This window comes from Segatella copri, from assembly GCF_026015625.1.
GTDB lineage: Bacteria > Bacteroidota > Bacteroidia > Bacteroidales > Bacteroidaceae > Prevotella > Prevotella copri_H.
The window spans coordinates 1,232,654-1,251,871 of sequence record NZ_JAPDVG010000001.1 but is presented as its reverse complement, the minus strand read 5'-3'; the positions used below and the strand labels follow the sequence as shown (position 1 = coordinate 1,251,871).

Below are 19,218 nucleotides of genomic sequence, written 5' to 3'. Positions count from 1 at the left end.
ATTATGAATTTTATTTTGATTGCTGTCTTGGTTCTCGGAGCAATCGCGCTGATTGCGGCGCTGGTTCTCTTCGGAGTATCTAAGAAGTTTGCCGTCGAAGAAGACCCTCGCTTGGGCCAGGTAGGAGAGATTCTGCCAGGTGCCAACTGTGGTGGTTGCGGTTTTGCCGGATGTTCCGGTATGGCTGCAGCTCTGGTGAAGGGTGCTGATGCCGGTTCTATTGATGGACTGATGTGTCCGGTAGGTGGTGCCGACGTGATGGGCAAGGTAGCCGACCTTTTAGGTATGGCAGTAGCCAATACCGAGCCAAAGGTGGCTGTGGTTCGTTGTAATGGTACTTGCGAGAATCGTCCTCGCATTGCCGAGTATGATGGTTTGCACACTTGTGCAGCTATGAATTCATGTGGCGCTGGCGAAACAGGCTGCGGGTTCGGCTGTCTGGGTTGTGGCGATTGCGTGGCTGCCTGCCAGTTTGGTGCAATCTCTATCAATCCTGAAACTGGCATTCCTGAGGTTGATGAAGAGAAGTGTACGGGTTGTGGTGCTTGCGCCAACGCTTGTCCACGTCATATCATCGAGCTCCGCAAGAAGGGTCCTAAGGGCCGTAGAGTTTACGTTCAGTGCGTAAACCACGACAAGGGCGCTGTTGCCAAGAAGGCTTGTAGCGTAGCTTGCATCGGATGCGGTAAGTGTCAGAAGGTCTGCAAGTTTGATGCTATCACCATTGAAAACAATGTGGCTTATGTTGACTTCAATAAGTGCCGCATGTGTACCAAGTGTGTTGACGAATGCCCAACAGGTGCTCTCGTAAAAGTAAATTTCCCAGTTAAGAAGGCAAAGCCAGCTGCAGAGGCTGCACCTAAGGCAGAGGCTCCAGTAGCTGCTCCTAAGGCTGAGGTTTCAGAAGAAAAGAAGGAGGATTAAATCATGAATTTGAGAACTTTTAGAATTGGTGGAGTTCACCCAGAAGAGAATAAGATTACTGCCGAGATGGCTACTCAGGTAGCTCCTCTCCCTAAGCAGGCTATTTTCCCACTTGGTCAGCACATCGGTGCTCCTGCCAAGCCTGTAGTTGCCAAGGGCGACAAGGTGAAGGTGGGTACACTCATCGCTGAGGCGGGTGGTTTTGTGAGTGCTCCTATTTACAGTTCCGTTTCAGGAACCGTGTTCAAGGTAGATACATCTATTGATGCTACCGGTTATCGCAAGCCTTGCATCATTATTAATGTAGAAGGCGATGAGTGGGAGGAGAGCATCGACCGCTCTGATAAACTCGAGACGCTTGAGGCTCATACTGAGCTTACTCCAGAGGAAATCGTAAACCGTATCAAGGTGGCTGGTGTCACTGGTATGGGTGGTGCCGGTTTTCCTACCTTCATCAAGCTTTGTCCTCCTCCAGGAGCCAAGGCTGAGTGTGTCATCATCAATGGTGTAGAGTGCGAGCCTTACATTACAGCCGACTATCGTCTGATGATGGAGCATGCCGATGAGATTCTTGTTGGTTTGAACCTTCTGATGAAGGCGGCTAAGGTAGAGAAGGGCTACATCGGTATCGAGGATAACAAACCTGCTGCCATCAAACTCTTCGAGGAAAAGACAGCCAATGATTCTCGTATTGAGATTGTTCCTCTTGCCAAGAAGTATCCTCAGGGTGGTGAAAAGCAGTTGGTAGATGCGGTTATCCGCCGTCAGGTTCCTGCTCCTCCAGCTATCCCTGTCAACGTTGGAGCAATTGTTCAGAATGTAGGTACTGCCTTCGCTGTTTATCAGGCAGTTATGAAGAATAAACCTCTCTTCGAGCGCTATACTACCGTTACCGGTAAGCAGGTGAAGAACCCAGGCAACTTCCTCGTACGTATGGGTACTCCATTCTCTCAGATGATTGAGAATTGCGGAGGTTTGCCAGAGGGCGACAACAAGGTATTGGCTGGTGGTCCGATGATGGGTAAGGCTGTAATCAGCCTCGATGTACCGGTAACCAAGGGTACCAACTCCATCACCGTATTGACCGATGCTGATGCTCACCGCAAGAAGGCTCAGCCATGTATCCGCTGTGCCAAGTGTGTGGATGCCTGCCCAATGGGCCTGGAGCCATACTTGCTCGCTACCCTGAGCGTAGTGAAGGATTATGAGCGCCTGGAGGCAGAGGAGGTAACATCCTGCATCGCCTGCGGTTCATGCCAGTTCACCTGTCCTTCACATCGTCCTATCCTCGATAATATTATCAATGGTAAGGGTGCGGTAATGGGCATTATCAGAGCTCGCAACGCTAAAAAGTAAGCGTTCACGTCAAGAATGAATTTCATTTAAGAAAGAATTTAAAAGATAAAATGGGAAAATTAATCGTTTCATTATCGCCACACGCTCATGGAAATGAGAGCGTAGAGAAGAACATGTACGGAGTGATTATCGCTCTCGTGCCTGCCATCCTCGCTTCTTTCTATTTCTTCGGCTTGGGTTCAGCAGTCGTACTGCTCACCTCTGTGGCAGCCTGCGTCTTCTTTGAGTGGGCAATTACAAAATATCTCCTGAAGGAGGAGACCAGCTTGCTCGATGGTTCTGCCATCATTACCGGTCTCTTGCTTGGCATGAACTTGCCAAGTAACCTTCCTCTCTGGATCATCATCATCGGTGCCCTGTTTGCCATCGGTGTAGGTAAGATGAGCTTCGGCGGTCTGGGTAACAATCCTTTCAATCCAGCTTTGGTAGGCCGTTGCTTCTTGCTCGTCAGCTTCCCTGCCCAGATGACTTCATGGCCTGTTGCCGGACAGATGCTCAGCTATACTGACGCTACAACGGGTGCTACTCCGCTGGCTATCATGAAGACAGCCATCAAGACAGGCGATGCTTCAGTTCTCAACCAGTTGCCTGATGCGATGAGCCTGCTCTTCGGTGCCACTGGCGATACCTTCGGTGCCGGTACTACCGGTGAGGTTTGTGCATTCGCCCTCTTGCTCGGTTTGGCTTACATGCTCTGGAAGAAGGTCATCACCTGGCATATTCCAGTCAGCATCATCGTTACCGTATTCGTTTTCAGCGGTTTGATGCATTTGGCTAATCCTGTTTATGCCAATCCTCTGGCTGTCATCTTCAGCGGTGGTCTGATGCTCGGTGCCATCTTTATGGCTACTGATTATGTAACTTCTCCGATGACCCACAAGGGCATGCTTATCTATGGTGTATGCATCGGTCTGCTGACCGTCATCATCCGAAACTGGGGTAGCTATCCTGAAGGTATGTCGTTCGCCATTCTTATCATGAATGCGTTCACACCTCTTATTAACACATACGTTAAACCAAAGCGCTTCGGTGAGAAGCCAGCTAAAAAATAAGGAGGACAGAGACATGCAGAAATTAGAATCATCATTGAAGAACATGGTGCTTGTGCTGGTGGGCGTAGCGCTCATCGTAGGTGCTGTGCTTGCATATATCAATCATCTTACTTCCGGTCCTATCGCCGAGAAGGCAGCACAGAGTCTGGCTGCCGGTATTAAGAGTGTGATGGGTACCGAAGATCTCCAGGTGGCTGAGCCTGAAGAGGTAAAGCAGGAGTTTGGTGGTAAGGAATTCTCTTTCACCATTCACAAGTGCTCAGACAAGAGCGGCAAGCAGTTGGGTGCAGCCGTAGAGAGTACTACCGGTGGTTTCGGTGGCGATCTGAAGGTGCTCGTAGGTTTCGATACCGAGGGCAAGATTATGGGTTATACCGTGCTTCAGGCTTCAGAGACTCCAGGTCTGGGTGCCAAGGCTGCTACCTGGTTCCAGAAAAACGGAAAGGGTAGCATCATCGGTAAGACTCCAAAGGATGGCGACCTCCACGTATCTAAGGACGATAAGAGTGGCAATGCAGTAGACGCCATTACCGCTTCTACCATTACCAGCCGCGCCTTCCTCAAGGCTATCAATCAGGCTTACGCTGCCTATGCAGGTAAGAGTGTAGATGGCGAGAGCGGTGCATCTCAGAAAGCAGATGCAGAGAGTGGTGCATCTAAAGTTGAACATAACGAAAAGAAAGGATAAACCGATATGAGTAATGTTAAGATTTTGATGAACGGACTCATCAAGGAGAATCCAACCTTCGTGTTGCTTCTCGGTATGTGTCCTACTTTGGCTACAACAACCAGCGCCATCAACGGTCTCTCTATGGGATTGGCTACCATGGCGGTGCTGATTTGTACCAACTTTGTTATTTCCTGTATCAAGAAGATTACCCCGGATATGGTTCGCATCCCTGTTTTCATCGTAGTGATTGCAGCCTTCGTAACCATCCTTCAGATGCTGATGAGCGCTTATGCTCCCGACAGCATCAATCAGGCGCTGGGTATTTATATTCCGCTGATTGTAGTAAACTGTATCATCCTGGGTAGAGCAGAGAGCTTTGCTGCCAAGAATTCGCCTATTGCCAGTCTCTTCGATGGCATTGGTTGCGGTTTGGGTTTCACCCTCGGTTTGACCATCCTGGGTAGTGCCCGCGAGATTCTCGGTGCAGGTAGTGTATTCGGTATCACTCTGTTGCCGGAGACTACCAATATTCTGATGTTCATCCTGCCTCCTGGAGCTTTCCTCACCTTGGGTTACATCATTGCTATATTTAATAAGGTAAAGAAGTAAGCGTAGGCATCGCTTCAAATCAATGAAATAAAATAGAAATTATGGAATATTTATTGATATTTATCTCTGCGATATTCGTCAACAACATCGTCTTGTCGCAGTTTCTCGGTATCTGTCCATTCCTGGGCGTATCGAAGAAAGTTGATACAGCCATCGGTATGGGTGGTGCCATCGCTTTTGTCTTGACCCTGGCAACCATCATTACCTGGTGTGTTCAGAAGTATGTACTCGATCCGTTCGGATTGCAATATCTCCAGACCCTGGCGTTCATCCTCGTGATTGCAGCCTTGGTTCAGATGGTAGAGATTATCCTGAAGAAGGTTTCTCCTGCACTTTATCAGGCACTCGGTATCTTCCTGCCTTTGATTACTACCAACTGTGCCGTGCTGGGTGTAGCCATCCTGGTTATCCAGAAGGATTACAATCTGCTTGAGAGCGTGGTTTACGCCTTCTCTACCGCTCTCGGTTTTGCCCTGGCTCTTATTGTCTTTGCCGGCATTCGCGAGCAGCAGGCTTTGGTCCGTATTCCTAAGGGCATGCAGGGCGTAGCTATCGTCATGGTAACTGCAGCGCTCCTCAGCCTCGCCTTCATGGGATTCTCGGGCGTAGATGGCGGTTTGAAATCGCTCTTCGGATTGGAGTAAAACTTTTACTGAAAGTTGATAAAATAATAATGGGAATTTGCGAATGGTATGAACCGATGCAAATTCCCATTTTTTGTACTTGATTTTTCTTACTCTCTTGCTTGAGGTCTTGATTTTCTTACTCTCTTACTTGAGGTCTTGATTTTCTTAACTCTCTGTCTTTATAAACTTGAAATTTTAACTCTTTCTCTTTTCTTATCTTCTGTGTCCGAAGCTTCCACCGCCATTGTTCTTGCTTGGTGTAGAAGAGCGAGGGGTGAATCCGCCGCCACGGTTGCCAGACCCGCTGCTGAATGAACGGCTCATGCTGCTGCGGTTGCCCCCGAAGATATTACTTCTTCCGCTTCCGAAGCTGCTGTTTCCGAAACCACGGCTGCTGTTTCCGAAACCACGGTTGTTGCTGGTGCTGCTGTTGCTGCTGCCGAAACCGCGGTTAGGGCGGCTGTTGCTATTGCCGAAGCCCCGGTTGCTGCTGTTGCCGAAACCTCCGTTGTTATTTCCGAAGCCTCCGTTCTGAGGGCGGCTGCTGTTTCCGAAGCCAGCGTTGTTGTTAGGGCGGCTTGCATTACCGAAACCACGGTTTGGGTTCATCTGAGGTCGGTTCTCGCGGTTCAGATTTCCGAAAGATCTTCCTCTGCCGTAATCACCACGGTTGAATCCGTCTCTCATACCTACTCTAGGATGTCCACCAGGGTGAGGGCCGCCAAATCTTCTTCCGTGATACCAGCTTCTGTTTCCGTTTACTCTCCAGCTATGACCTCCACGGTAAGAAACGTAGAAGTGAGGGCGACCGAAGTAGAAATAGTCGCGGCGAGGATAGCGGGCGTAGATGCCGAAGTGCCAGTAGCCCGCATTCCAGTAGAGCGGACGGTAGAAGTAGGTGGCATTGAGATATGTTCTATACTGCCAGTCGAGCAGGATATAGCTCAAATCCATATTGCGCTGGCGCCAGTAAGCACCATACAGGTCATCGTATGTATCTACACTCATCAGGTAGTCGAGGTTCACCTCGTAAGCTGCCTCATACTGGTCTTCCGTAAGATTGAGCTCGTAAGCCATCTTGTCTGTCAGGAAGAGAGCCTGCTGTCTTGCCTGCTCATAACTCATTGCAGAAGCGGTAGTGAATGTCATCATGAACATGGCTACCAGAGCTATTATTATTCGTTTCATAATCGTATATCTTTAAATTGTTATACTTCATGTTTCTTTTTTCTGGTGCAAAGATACGATGTTTTTTGCTTCCACGGTCGGGATTTCCCCTAAAGGGGTGGGGGAAAATCCCTACTTCTTTATTTCGTGCCTGCGCAGTTCTATATATAATTAAGGTATAGAACCGGAGTGGAGCGTAAAGGTTTGCGTGAAGTTTTTCGCTGTTTTTGGAACAATCAAACGAAATATTTACTACCTTTGCACTCAGAAAAAAACAATCTGATGAATAGATTGGAATTTAAAACGGAAAGTAAAATAATAAAAACAAAATAAACAAATCATGAAAGAGCTAAAAGCATTAAACAAGCGCACTGCTCCTAAGAGCGTCGCTCCAGAGAAAATCATTCAGTTTGGTGAAGGTAACTTCCTCCGTGCATTCGTAGATTGGATTGTATGGAATATGAACAAGAAGACCGACTTCAACGGTTCTGTCGTTGTAGTTCAGCCATTGGCTGGTGGTATGGTTGACTGGCTGAACGGTCAGGACTGCCTCTATCACGTAAACCTTCAGGGTAAGGAGAACGGCCAGGCTATCAATACATTGGAGCGTATCGACGTTATCAGCCGTGCACTGAATCCATATTCTCAGAACCAGGCTTTCATGGCTTTGGCTGAGCAGCCAGAGATGCGTTTCATCATCTCTAACACTACAGAGGCTGGTATCGCATTCGATGACTCTTGCAAGTTTACAGATGCTCCTGCAGCTTCTTATCCAGGCAAGTTGGTTCAGCTCTTGTTCCACCGCTACAAGTTCTTCGAGGGCGACCCAACCAAGGGTATGATCCTGATGCCATGTGAGCTGATCTTCCTCAACGGTCACCACCTCAAGGAGTGCATCTATCAGTATATCGAGCTCTGGAAGGGCGATATGGGTGCTGATTACGAGGGGTTCAAGGAGTGGTTCACCAACCACTGCTACGTTTGCGCTACATTGGTAGACCGCATCGTTCCTGGTTTCCCACGCGATACCATCAAGGAGATTCAGCAGAAGGTTTGCTACAAGGACAACCTCGTGGTTAAGGCAGAAAGCTTCCACCTCTGGGTTATCGAGAAGGCAGAAAATATGACAGTAGAGCAGATGCAGGAGGAGTTCCCAGCTCATAAGGCAGGTCTCCACGTGCTTATCACAGATAATGAGAAGCCATACCACGAGCGTAAGGTTACCCTGCTGAATGGTCCTCACACCGTATTGAGCCCTGTTACATACCTCAGCGGTGTAAACATTGTTCGCGATGCCTGCGAGCACCCGGTATTGGGCAAGTACATCCACAAGGTACAGTTTGAGGAGTTGATGCAGACGCTGAACCTCCCTATGGATGAGCTGCAGAAGTTCGCTTCTGACGTATTGGAGCGTTTCGAGAATCCATTCGTAGATCATCAGGTAACCAGCATCATGCTCAACTCATTCCCTAAGTTTGAGACTCGCGACCTGCCTGGTGTCAAGATTTATCTTGAGCGTAAGGGCGAGTTGCCACAGGGTTTGGTATTCGGTCTCGCTGCTATCATCACTTACTATAAGGGTGGTGTTCGCGAGGATGGTGCTCCTATCCAGCCAAACGATGACCAGAAGATTATGGACAAGCTCACCGAGCTTTGGGCTACCGGCGATACCCAGAAGGTAGCTGAGGGCGTATTGGGCTTCGACTATATCTGGCACGAGGATTTGAACAAGACTGTTCCTGGTCTTACCGAGTTGGTTAAGAAGGATCTTGACCTTATTCAGGAGAAGGGCATGCTGGAGGCTGTTAAGACTATCCTCTAATTAAAAAAAACATGTTCGTTCATAGGTTCAAATAACGATTAAGATTTGAAAATAGTTATAAGGTTTTGTGTTAGTTGTTAGCTATAATCTTCTAGCTAATAGGTTAAAGGCGGGGAGCTTGTGAAAGCGCCTCGCCTTTTTGCTTATTGTCTGCTTTGTGATGTTTCAGAATCCTTAATAACCTTAATGACCTTGTCCTTCATGGCCGGATGGTTGATGATGAGCGGCACTCTTTCTACCACTACCATGGAAGTGTCGAGGCCCAATGCCTTAGGCTCGTCAATACCTATCTTGCTGATAAGAGCGTAGATACTCATCAGCAGGTTCTGTTGGCGATTATCTGAACTCTCCGGGTAATATACGCGGTGAATGATGATGAATCGGAAATCGCCCGGAATTCCGTATTTGCGCAGCGAAGGATAGGTGCTTTGCAAATCTACCTTTCCGTCTGCTACCAGATCTTCCACTACTTGTCGCAGATAGAGACTCACCCTAGGCTCTATGCGGAAACCAATGTGCATGGTTACGCTGTAGAGGGTGTCGGGAATCAGGGTCTCGCAGTTGTACTCCAGCGTGTCAGGAGTGTCAACAAACTCCATGTTGATAAGCCAGTAATGGTCAGCACGTTTCGGCTGCTTGTTGATGATGGAGTAGAGCAACTTGTCATCTACGGCACCTTCCTTGTTGGCGTGGTTCACATAAACCAGGTTGGAAGCATACTTAGGGATGCTCTCGTCGGCCTTGATGTCGGAGATAATCTGATAATAATCATCCAGCGGTTTGGTGCTGATATAATGGCGTCGTATCTTCATGGCTTTCACCCACACGTACATCATCAGGAACAGGATTCCTCCAATGAGCATCGTGCACCATCCACCTGCAAGAAACTTTGACAGATTGGCAGTCAGGAAGATGGCTTCGATGATGCAGTATGCGCCCATAAACAGCATCGTGAAAATCCGTGCCACTCCCTTGCTGTGCAGGTAGAAACCGAGCAGCAGGGTAGTCATCAGCATGGTGATGGTGATGGCGAGTCCGTAGGCTGCCTCCATGTGCGAGGAGTCGCGGAAGAGCAGGATGATGAGAACCACGCCGATATACATGGCGAGGTTGATCATCGGGATATAGAGCTGCCCCTTAACATGGGTAGGATGCTTGATTCGCATGCGCGGCCAGAAGTGCAGGTTCATGGCTTCGCTCAATATGGAGAAGGTTCCGCTGATGAGTGCCTGGCTCGCAACGATTGCCGCACCCGTGGCCATGATGATGGCGAAGAACAGCATGCTCTGCGGCATGATGGCAAAGAACGGATTCGCTGCCAGTGCCGTATCAGCATGATTCAGCACCCATGCTCCCTGTCCCAGATAGTTGAGAATGAGCATGGTCTTTACGAAGCCCCAGCTGATGGCGATGTTCTTTCTGCCGCAATGTCCCAGGTCGGAATAGAGAGCCTCAGCACCGGTAGTACAGAGAAATACGGCACCCAGAATCAGAAACCATTCAGGCGATTTTGCCAGCAGCATGGCAGCATAATAGGGGTTGAAAGCCTTCAGTATCAATGGGTAAGACGTGATGCTGAAAGCTCCCACCACGCCCAGCAGCAGGAACCATAGCAGCATAAATACGCCAAACGATTTGCCGATACTCTCTGTGCCAAACCGCTGCACGAAGAAGATGATGGTGATGATGCCCAGGGTGATGGGGATAACTGGCAGGTTGGGACTGATGCTTTCGAGTCCTTCGATGGCTGTGGTCACGGTGATGGCAGGGGTGATGATTCCGTCTGCCAGCAGGGTGCTTGCGCCAATGATGGCCAGTAGGTAAATCCACTTGCTCTTGAGTCGGCGCAGCAAGGCATAGAGGGCGAGGATGCCTCCCTCGCCATTGTTGTCGGCACGCAGCGCCACGCATACATATTTGATGGTGGTCTGGAGGGTGAGTGTCCAGATGATGCATGACAGTGCGCCCAGGATGGTGCTCTCGCTGATGCTTTCGCCCGTATGCAGGATGGCCTTCATCACATAGAGAGGTGATGTTCCGATGTCTCCGAATACAATGCCTAATGTAACGAGCAATCCCAGGAAGCCTACTCTGTGATGATTGCAGGCTACTGAACTTTCTGCTTTTTCTTTCATTTTTCTTCTCTTATTTAAATTAAATATTATCCTTTTTAGAACATGAAAATGTCCTTTGTGATTATAAATTTGCGTGCAAAGGTATAAACATAAGAGGTAAGATAGAATTTGTTTAACAAGATTTATCGGATTTAACCTTTATTCTTTGAAGATATGAAGAGACGAATAGAGGCGAATGCCGATATAAGACTACTCCCGAGAAACTTCTGAACTTTGCGAAACTTGAATAATTAATAAAGGCGGGGAGCTTGTGAAAGCGCCTCGCCTTTTGCGTATGTTTTGTAAGTTTCTTTTCAAGTGACTGTTGTAAAGAAAACAGTTATTCAATGATGTGGTTGATGACCATTCCTGCGATAGCCATTCCGAAGGTTGCGGTGATGTGGCAGAGCGAACCGTTGATCTGTGCCTTAGTAGAGCACCATTCGTGTTCTACCAGTTGCTGGTCGCCCGGAGCATCATATACGGCAGTATCGGTACCCCTCTCTCCGCTAATGAGTTTGGCTTTCGGGCATAGGCATCCGCCTGTGCCGCAGGCTTTGTTCACCCCCTGGTTCTGCATCGGTTTTTCTTCACTGTATACGCACTGGAATTTTCGTAGTGGGAAGGTTTTGTTCTTCTTGAATTTCTTTCGTAGTGCTCTTGCCAGCGGGTCTCCATCCACCTTCCAGAATTCAGATTTTCTTACCTTGAATGGGTCGGTGCGCAGGGCAGCTCCCATAGAAGATATAAAGGTGATTTCCTTAGGCAGGGCAGTGGCACGCAGAATGAGGTCAGCCTTATCCTTGAGCGAGTCGATGGCATCGATGATGAAGTCGTATTGCTCCATGTGGAATTCATCGGCAGTATCTGCCTGATATATTTTCTGATAGGCTGTGATGTTGGCATCGGGGTTGATTTCGAGCAGTCGGTTGCGCAGCGCCTCTACCTTCACTTCGCCTAAGGTTCGGCTTGTAGCCATCAGCTGGCGGTTGCAGTTGGTTACGCATACCCTGTCGCTGTCTACGATTGTGATGTTTCTCACGCCGCTTCTCAGGAGTCCTTCAGCGCACCATGATCCTACTCCTCCGATACCGAAGATGAGCACTCTTGCCTTCTGAATTTTCTCAAGATTATCCTTTCCCAGGAGCAGTTCGGTGCGTCGCTGCATTCCCCGCTCCATTGTCGTTATTTTATTCTCCATTTTATTGTTTGTAAAGAATTCTAATGTATATATCTGATGCAAAGTTAGTGAATAAAATCCGATGTCGGCTGATATGAATAAATGTTTATAATTCTTTAACTCATTTTTTTATCCCATGCAGCTCGTTACTCCGAGCGTAGTAGCGATAGCGGTCAGAATGCTGATGGCTATCTGCAGAATTGTTTTCCAGGTGTTCGTTTTCATTTTTTTGAATGTTGAATGTTGAGTGTTGAATGTTGGCTTTTTGTGGGCGGATAGGCTGGGGCTAGGGGCTAGCAACCTAGCCAGTCTATCCTTGGGCTATTCAAGGCCGTCGCCAGTATCGTCCTTGCCGGTAGTGCCGCCGCTTGATTCTGAGCCTTGGCCGTCGCTGCCCGTGCCACCGGTGGTTCCTGAGCCGCCCTGGGTAGAACCGCCGCCGGAAGTACCGGTGTTATCGGTGCCGGTGAAGGCGCCATACTCTTCAATCTTGCACTTCTTTCTGAGCTCGGAGTTGCTCCAGGTTTTGGTGTTGCGTACAATCAGGTGAACGCCCTCTACGCTGGCAGCGGTTACCTTGTCGCGGGTGTCTTCCGCTTTTGAACTCATGCCGATGGAGAAGAGGCCGAGACCTGAGAGGCGGACGCTCTTGCCGTCGAGAATCAACTCCTGCAAGTGGTCGAGAGCATCCATCAGTACACCGTGGATGGTGCCTCGGCTGTATGGCGAGCCGTGGTCGGCGATGTGTGTAACGAAGCCTTCGAAATCTACTTCGCGGTCGGTTACTGAGGTGGCATACCACTTTTTCTTACCTGCGTTTTCTCCACTCTGTGGTGTACGCTGAATCTTACGATACTTCAATGTTCCTTTCTGTTCCATGTTCTTTTAGTGTTTAATGTTCTTTTTTAGTGTTTATGTTTAGGGTGTGTGGGAAGCCGCCGCCATCTTTTGTCCGGAGCTTGATGAGGCTTTTCCTAATCACGATGCAAAGATACGCATTTTTTCTGTAACTGCCAAATTTCAGGTTGCAGATAAGGGCTGTTTTCAGCAAAGGGGGATGGAGGGAGGAAGAGAAGGGAGGGGGACCTGCGATGGAATCGCAGGGAACGGGGGCAGGCGGGGGGAGGCGAGGCGAGAAGGGGGGGGGGAGCGATTCTCGTTAATAAAGCAAAAAATATAGAGTAGGGGCTCGCTACTCTTAGAGTTATGAGGGATAAGTCATAGATTAGCGCAGAGAGAAACGCTATGGAGGGTGATTCTGGTGCTGCGTTTTGCTGACACTGACACTGACAGTTTTTGTTTCTGCTAGCTGCTCTAATAGGTAAAAGAATGTTAAGATAATATTTTATATTTATATATATATAAATATAACTTTTCTTCTTACTCTTTTACTACCCTCGGAAAAAATAACTGTCAGTGTCAGTGTCAGAAAATGATAGAAAAAATGTGTTCATTTGTTTGGTCATTCAAAAAATTATATATACCTTTGCGCTACTTTTTCGCTTTAAGCGGGAATTGTATTAACAACTATATATTTTTAGATAAAGGATGAGGCCCTGCAGCTTTGTTTCCCGAGCCCAAGCTCAACAAACTTGAACCCCCGAACCGGAACCGCATCTTATACTTTACCCTAAAACAAACTATAAACGAATATTCCTATGGAAAAAGTTTTTGAATGGCACCATAGCCTTTATTATGGAGAGAGATTGAGTCTTGATGACTTTGATACGAAGAGTACTAAATCGCTCGATTCCTTGCTGAGAGCAATCTGTATGGTTGAACCTACGAGTTATAAAACAGAATTTAGGATGAAAGCCCTCCTGCCTTCGTTGAATGCAGCTTATTACGTGGCTGCCTGTCTTGCTAATGCTGAATCTTTAGATATAGCTGAGTTGTATGACGAGATAGGCCTTGTAATCAGGCTGCATTGGGATGAATATTTTCAGGAGAATCTAAAATATCCTTATCCTTGCAGATGCTCATTCCTCTATCTTATGCTTATTAAATGGATGGTTTATGGTATCCTTCATTCTCAGGCGAACAAAAGTAGAGAAATGGTTGCTTTCCTAGATGGTTTCAGAAGAAAGCTTATAGGAGAAAGAAGGTATGATGGCAGAGATGGTTCTGATGTTTATGACTATTTACATTTGTTGGGAATAGTAGAACGAACCATTGACGAGTGGCCCTATCGTTATCATACAGATTTGCGCCCTAATCCTCTGCATCCACGCCATTATACTCTTAATTTATGGTATAAGTCTGTTCGCAATTATGATATGGATCAGATAGAGAGACAGTTGAGGTTGTTTCGTACCAAGGAAGAGCAGCTGGCGTTTCTTGATTGGGCTAGGGAGGCATCCAGACAACCTCAGCCCGTCTTTGTTGATGATGATTTTGAAACAATATAGTAATCCAATAATAAGATGATAATCACTAGTAAGATTTATAACAGCCTCTCCAAGCGTATACTGGCTGGAGAGTTTTTGAGTTCAGAAGAAGCAAAGCGGGCAGAATTGCCTTTATCCCCAGCTGGTGATGATGATAAGCATCAGGAGGGGCTATCTGATGTGGAGTTGTCTAGAGTTCAATCGGAATGCAGTATGTTGAAACAGAAACTGGAAGAGGCTCAGGCGGAAAACCAGAAGCTCAGTAAGAAACTTGATGATGCAAGAGATGAAATCAGCTGTAAGGATATCACCATTCGTCGCATGAAGAAAGATGCAGAACGTAAAGATACAGCCATGCAGGCTGATACATCTGAGGTGAAAGAAAAAATTGCCAGGGAAATGATTGACTCCGGTATCAGATTTGTTAAAGATATGAAGACTGCGATAGATGATTCGCAGACTTTTAAATGTATGGGGCTGTTAAACCATATGACAGATGATTGCTTTGGCAAACATGAATCTATACATCGCGAACTGAAAGATATGATTCAAGGCATTTTTGGCAGTCGTGAACAAGTTGCAAAGGAGCAGAATGAACCTAGGCCTAACAATGTTACGGTAGAAAAAGGAGGGGTGTACAATGCAGAGGTTCATCATCAGGATATTCATCATGAGGTGGACCAGCCGGATTTTCTGCCTAAGGGGTACCATCCGCTTTCTCTGCCTGAGGTAGATTTGAAGGATTCTCTGTCTAGATATAAACGCAAAAGATTAGGATTAGAAGGAGATGATTATGAGTGGAGATAAGATTATTATATGCCCTGGGGCTTTTTACAACGAGCATGTTGAACAGCAGAATATCTTTGGCGTGGTGAATGTATATCCGCCGAAAGATGGAGGGAGAGGCGGACAGACGGTTTCTTCTGTACAGCTGATTGACTGTTCGGAGGATGAGGACCTCGAGGCGGAAGATGTTGCTGCTGCTGACATCAGCCAGAAGGAAACCGGTAGGGGCAGAAAGAGCGAGTGTCTCTTTGCCCTTGATGAAAACTACTGCGTCAAGGACGAGGCTAAAACCCGCAAACAGGCTGAGCTCTTCTGCAGATTCCTAGAGCAGAATGAGTTGGCAGGGCTGCCTACCAGTTCTAGTAGAAATTCGCCCCTGAACATCGCCATCTTCTCCTTCCTTGATCATTGGAAAGAATATGGGGTAATTCCCCGCAAGCGAGCGGTAGGAGTGAACACCATCTTCCGATTCCTGACCGAAGACTGCAAAATCAAGAAGGATGCAATAAAGAAGTCGTTCAATAATGCCTTCTGTAACAAGCCCCCGAAAAAGAATTCCGATATGGAGAAGCTGGTGGATGCTTTTTTTGAAGAGAATATGTAGGATTAATGACTGAAAAAAGAAAAAACGTAGGCAGAAATAATTAATCCTATTTTGCCTATTTGTCCTAAAGGTGAAAAAGCCGTACCTTTGCCCCGTAATCAGATGACAAGTCTGGTTGCGGGGCATTTTTTTTGTCCTTAAATATGATTTATTAATTTTTAATTTTTAAGTTTATGAAAAAGATGAAAGTAGTCAAGCTTCTTGACGTTCAGAGTGGTGTAAGCCAGCAGACAGGTAATCCTTGGAAATCTCGCGAGGTAGTGGTGGAATCAATGGAGAATGCGGTTCATCCCGACCGGTATGTGGCGCGGCTCTTCGGCGATGCGGTAGACAAATTTACGGCTAAGGAAGGCGATGTTCTGGGCATCGGGCTCCGCCACAGCGTGAGGGAGTATAACGGCAGATATTATGGCGAGACGCATATCTCGGAGTTTGAGCAAGTGCAGCCATTCTGATGTTAGTTAATAGTTGACAGTTAATAGTTTATAGAGTTTTGCTTATTATAAAAAATAAAGAATTATGTATATTAAGATTCAGATTTCAGATGCTTTGTATCAGGCTCTCCTGACGCAGGGCAAACGCAAGAAGGGCTCTATCGCCCTGGTCAGCCCCAAGGAGGGTAATTTCAACGCATTCGCCAGCAATAGCGAAAAGCGGAAACAACGCAAGTTTATACGGCTGGCTCATGGAAGTGCCAGCGTGGGCGATGAGGATGTGAGAATGCATCTGCGTATCAGCCGCAGAGAAGCCGAGGTTATGCCGGCTCAGGTTATCTGCAAAGAGAGTGAGATTGCCGGTGAGTTTGTAACGAAAAATTGCTAGTATATGAGTTTTGGAATATCCGAAAGTGTAAGGAGCAGGGCAGTACAGGTTTGTACGCCCCAGCTCTTTCATCAGGCAGCCCAGAGCGGTGTGGTGGTGAAGACTTGCGCCGAGATAGAAGACGCACTTGAGAGCCTGCGCAGAGGCGAGATGAGCAAGGATGATTATGTGGCGCTGAAGACGAAGCTGAAGGCTAAACTCCCGATTCTCACTCCGCATGCTACCTTCAAGAACGGCCGACGACTGAATGCGGATGCCATCCCCAGCGGGCTTTCTATCTACGACAAAGACCATATTCCCGACCCGAGAGGGTGGTGGAAGACGAAGAGCCAGGAGCTGAAGAAGAATAAGCCTGAGGTGCTGGAATGCATCCTGCTGGTTCATGTTACGCCTTCGCTCGAGGGACTGAGGCTTGTCTTCGTTATCCCGGGGGGAATGAACCTGGCTGATGCGCAGAAATGGATGTCGGAGCAGCTGGGGGATAAGGATTATGATTCTTGCGTGAAGGACCTGGCACGGCCTTCGTTCATCGTGCCCGAAGACTATATCCTCTTTATTAATGAAGAGGAGCTGTTTAAGGATAGAGAGGCTGCAACCCGGAGCGAGAAGCTGAAAAAAGACGGAGAGCTGAAGGGGGACGGAGAACTGAAGGGGGACGGGGCTTGGAAAGCCCCGGAACGGGGGCTGCCTGACGGGAGACCGGAGGGAGCTGCTGAAGGAGACGGAGCTGGTGCTGAAGGCAAGCAGGCTGACGGCGGAGCTGCTGAAGGAGGCGGAGCTGGTGCTGAAGGCAAGCAGGCTGACGGCAAGGGTGCTCCTGCCAGCTACCCCAAGGAATACCAGGGGGTGCCTTATCCGGTTATCATAGAGAAGCTGATAGAGCTGCTGGGAGGAGAGCCGCAACATGGCTCCAGAAACTCGTTTATCTTTACATTAAGCTGCTATCTCCGCTATCTCTGCGATGATAATGCGGAATGGATCAAGCAGGTGATTCCAACCTTTGGCGAAGACCGGAAGAGGGCGTTCATAACCGTGGAGAGTGCCTGCAACAGAAAGCAGAGCTACCGAATGCCCAGCATCGTGAGCAAGGCCGTAGAGCTGGTAAGAAATGAAGAGATGAATACGCTTTCTGCCAACTATGATGATAGCGATTTCGGCGATATCAACAATCCGGAATCTTACTTCTATCATATTCATCAGATGCCGGAAAAATTGCCCAAACTCATCAGACTCCTGATTTCGAAAACACCGGGGATTTACCGTCCGGCCGTATCGCAGGCCATCTTCCCGCCACTGGCATCGCATCTCTGCGAAACCCGATTCCGCTATCTCGATAATGTAGAGCATGAGGCTACAATTTCTTCTATCTTGTGTGCCCCTACAGGAAGCGGAAAGGAAGCCATCACGCAACCTATCAACCACATCATGGCTGACATCAGGAAGCGGGATGCTGAACAGAGAGAAAGAGAGCGACTGTGGAAAGATGAATGCAACCGCAAAGGCTCGAACAAAGACAAGAGAGAAAGACCGCAAGGACTTGTTATACAAGAGGTTAATATTGATATGACGAACCCTGCCTTTGTACTCAGAATGAAGGAGGCTGAGAACCATTTCCTCTATTCAAAACTGAACGAGCTGAACCTCTTCGATGCGCTGAAGGGCAAGACTAACCAGCACTTCCGCATCATGGAGCTTGCCTTCGATCTGGGTAATTACGGACAGGACAGAGTGGGCACACAGAGCGTTACCGAAACCATCAAGGTGCGCTTCAACTGGAATGCCTGCTGCACCCCGAAAAAGTGTCGCGAATATTTCAAAAGGGTGGTAACGGATGGTCCTATCAGCCGTATCTCGTTCAGCACCATCGAGCGCCGTCCATGCGGTTCGGAGCTTCCGGTATACGGCACTTATGATGCAGCCTTCGATGAACAGCTGAAGCCCTATATCGACAATCTGGTGAAGGCTAGAGGACTGGTAGACTGCCCTGGAGCCCGCAAGCTGGCTCAGACGCTTCTGGATGAAAATGCCCAGTTTGCCCGTCTGTCGCAGGATGTGGTATTCGAGAATCTCTCGTTCAGAGCCAATGTCATCGCCTATCTGAAGGCATGCGTGCTGTATGTGGCAAACGGCATGAAATGGGAGAAATCCATCGCAGATTTCGTGCGCTGGAGTGAGCGTTATGATCTCTACTGTAAGTTGAAATTATTTGGACAGATGATTTACGATGCAGACAGAGAGCAGGACAGCGTGCCTAAGACAGCACCGAGGGGTCCGAAGAATATGCTTGAGATGCTGCCCGAACAGTTCTCGCTCAAGGATTATGCCAATCTGCGCAGGGAGCAGGGTTTCGACGACAACCGCAAGCGTACGATGGATGCTGTTTACCAGTGGGTATCGCGCGGATATGTGGTGAAGCTGCTTAAAGACGAAACTGCTGACACTGACACTGACAGTTTAATTTTCCGCAAGGTGCATTACAACAGAAGTTATCTTCTCAATAAAGAATAAGCTTATGGAAATAATAGTAAAGCGAATAGCCAAGAAGAAGACCTATACGATAGGTCATCTTTATCTTCTGAAAGAGGAGGAGGTAGAGAGCCGCCAGAGTTTCAGCAAGCGTTTGGAAGACAAACGTGAATTTCGCGATACCTTCTCTGAGACGCTGCTGGATAAGGAGCATTATTTCTGCGATACGCTGGAGCCTACCTGGCGCAATCTGCTGGGTATCACGCTGAGCCCTGAGGAAGTGGATGCCCGTTCGGGCAGGGTGAGCGGCAAGATAGCGCGCAAGGTTCGGGGCAAGACGGCGATACCCGAGGGCACTTATCCGCTGCTTGTTACCCCGTCGCCCAGGTTTAAGTGTTTTCTGCCTCTCGTTCAGGGAGTGCCCGGTTTCGAGGGCATCCGCATCCATGCAGGCAATTATCCTGACGACACGCAAGGCTGCATCCTGGTGGGCGAGAACAAGTTCAGGGGAATGGTAGTGAACTCCCGCATCTGGCTCAACCGCCTCATCAGCCGCATCGCCGAGGCAAGGGAGCAGGGGGAATCTGTATGGATTACGGTTATCTGAAAATAAAAAAGAGGGTGAGTCATCTG

General features: G+C 48.1%; 19 protein-coding genes. 14 read left to right on the top strand and 5 right to left on the bottom strand.

Translation table 11 applies throughout. From position 1 onward, the window contains the following. The first annotated feature begins 3 nt into the window (after positions 1-3). Genes ONT19_RS05695 through rsxA form a run of 6 tightly spaced genes read left to right on the top strand, consistent with a single transcriptional unit; the run spans position 4 to position 5,255 of the window. On the top strand, positions 4-924 hold the full coding sequence (locus tag ONT19_RS05695; RefSeq protein ID WP_118416518.1) for a Fe-S cluster domain-containing protein: 921 nt from the start codon (positions 4-6) through the stop codon (positions 922-924). 3 nt (positions 925-927) lie between these two features. Beyond that, complete coding sequence (gene rsxC / locus ONT19_RS05690; RefSeq protein ID WP_118139411.1) at positions 928-2,280, top strand: electron transport complex subunit RsxC; 1,353 nt, start codon at positions 928-930, stop codon at positions 2,278-2,280. A gap of 50 nt (positions 2,281-2,330) precedes the next feature. Continuing rightward, entirely contained in the window at positions 2,331-3,332 is a 1,002-nt protein-coding gene (locus ONT19_RS05685; protein WP_264952975.1) for an RnfABCDGE type electron transport complex subunit D, read from the top strand. Positions 3,333-3,345: 13 nt separating this feature from the next. After that, the gene (locus ONT19_RS05680; protein WP_264952976.1) at positions 3,346-4,020 is read left to right on the top strand and encodes an RnfABCDGE type electron transport complex subunit G; all 675 of its coding nucleotides are present in this window, start codon (positions 3,346-3,348) and stop codon (positions 4,018-4,020) included. Positions 4,021-4,026: 6 nt separating this feature from the next. Further along, a complete protein-coding gene (rsxE, locus tag ONT19_RS05675; RefSeq protein WP_022121864.1) occupies positions 4,027-4,611 on the top strand; it encodes an electron transport complex subunit RsxE in 585 nt (194 codons plus the stop codon). Positions 4,612-4,652: 41 nt separating this feature from the next. Then, positions 4,653-5,255, top strand: a complete 603-nt coding sequence (gene rsxA, locus ONT19_RS05670) for an electron transport complex subunit RsxA (protein WP_006848658.1) — start codon at positions 4,653-4,655, stop codon at positions 5,253-5,255. Between the two features lie 195 nt (positions 5,256-5,450). Here the strand turns inward: rsxA and ONT19_RS05665 are convergent, their stop codons facing one another. Continuing rightward, positions 5,451-6,425: a hypothetical protein gene (locus ONT19_RS05665; RefSeq protein WP_118190014.1), complete on the bottom strand. Its 975-nt coding sequence runs from the start codon at positions 6,423-6,425 to the stop codon at positions 5,451-5,453. Between the two features lie 319 nt (positions 6,426-6,744). Between ONT19_RS05665 and ONT19_RS05660 the strand changes: the two genes are divergently transcribed. Further along, positions 6,745-8,226 carry a tagaturonate reductase gene (locus ONT19_RS05660; protein WP_117727669.1) on the top strand — a complete coding sequence of 494 codons (1,482 nt, stop codon included), beginning with the start codon at positions 6,745-6,747 and terminating at the stop codon, positions 8,224-8,226. 143 nt (positions 8,227-8,369) lie between these two features. Here the strand turns inward: ONT19_RS05660 and ONT19_RS05655 are convergent, their stop codons facing one another. The 4 genes from ONT19_RS05655 to ONT19_RS05640 form a co-directional block, all read right to left on the bottom strand. Further along, the gene (locus ONT19_RS05655; RefSeq protein ID WP_118190015.1) at positions 8,370-10,361 is read right to left on the bottom strand and encodes a KUP/HAK/KT family potassium transporter; all 1,992 of its coding nucleotides are present in this window, start codon (positions 10,359-10,361) and stop codon (positions 8,370-8,372) included. A gap of 319 nt (positions 10,362-10,680) precedes the next feature. Next, positions 10,681-11,541: a tRNA threonylcarbamoyladenosine dehydratase gene (locus ONT19_RS05650; RefSeq protein WP_264952977.1), complete on the bottom strand. Its 861-nt coding sequence runs from the start codon at positions 11,539-11,541 to the stop codon at positions 10,681-10,683. A 108-nt stretch (positions 11,542-11,649) separates the two neighbouring features. Beyond that, positions 11,650-11,745 carry a smalltalk protein gene (locus ONT19_RS05645; RefSeq protein ID WP_181975291.1) on the bottom strand — a complete coding sequence of 32 codons (96 nt, stop codon included), beginning with the start codon at positions 11,743-11,745 and terminating at the stop codon, positions 11,650-11,652. Between the two features lie 96 nt (positions 11,746-11,841). Further along, positions 11,842-12,399 (bottom strand): HU family DNA-binding protein, encoded by a 558-nt coding sequence (locus ONT19_RS05640; protein ID WP_264952978.1) that lies wholly within the window; start codon positions 12,397-12,399, stop codon positions 11,842-11,844. Positions 12,400-13,178: 779 nt separating this feature from the next. Between ONT19_RS05640 and ONT19_RS05635 the strand changes: the two genes are divergently transcribed. From ONT19_RS05635 to ONT19_RS05605, 7 genes are all read left to right on the top strand, one after another. Continuing rightward, complete coding sequence (locus ONT19_RS05635) at positions 13,179-13,928, top strand: hypothetical protein (RefSeq protein ID WP_264952979.1); 750 nt, start codon at positions 13,179-13,181, stop codon at positions 13,926-13,928. A 15-nt stretch (positions 13,929-13,943) separates the two neighbouring features. Then, positions 13,944-14,714, top strand: coding sequence for a hypothetical protein (locus tag ONT19_RS05630; RefSeq protein ID WP_264952980.1), 771 nt, complete (start codon positions 13,944-13,946; stop codon positions 14,712-14,714). After that, entirely contained in the window at positions 14,701-15,297 is a 597-nt protein-coding gene (locus tag ONT19_RS05625; protein ID WP_264952981.1) for a hypothetical protein, read from the top strand. Before ONT19_RS05630 ends, ONT19_RS05625 begins: the two co-directional genes overlap by 14 nt. A gap of 173 nt (positions 15,298-15,470) precedes the next feature. Next, positions 15,471-15,752: a DUF3127 domain-containing protein gene (locus tag ONT19_RS05620; protein WP_022121856.1), complete on the top strand. Its 282-nt coding sequence runs from the start codon at positions 15,471-15,473 to the stop codon at positions 15,750-15,752. A 64-nt stretch (positions 15,753-15,816) separates the two neighbouring features. Then, a complete protein-coding gene (locus ONT19_RS05615) occupies positions 15,817-16,119 on the top strand; it encodes a cell division topological specificity factor (RefSeq protein ID WP_217326185.1) in 303 nt (100 codons plus the stop codon). Positions 16,120-16,122: 3 nt separating this feature from the next. After that, the gene (locus ONT19_RS05610) at positions 16,123-18,627 is read left to right on the top strand and encodes a VirE protein (RefSeq protein ID WP_264952982.1); all 2,505 of its coding nucleotides are present in this window, start codon (positions 16,123-16,125) and stop codon (positions 18,625-18,627) included. A 4-nt stretch (positions 18,628-18,631) separates the two neighbouring features. Continuing rightward, positions 18,632-19,192, top strand: coding sequence for a DUF5675 family protein (locus ONT19_RS05605; RefSeq protein WP_264952983.1), 561 nt, complete (start codon positions 18,632-18,634; stop codon positions 19,190-19,192). Positions 19,193-19,218 lie beyond the last annotated feature (26 nt).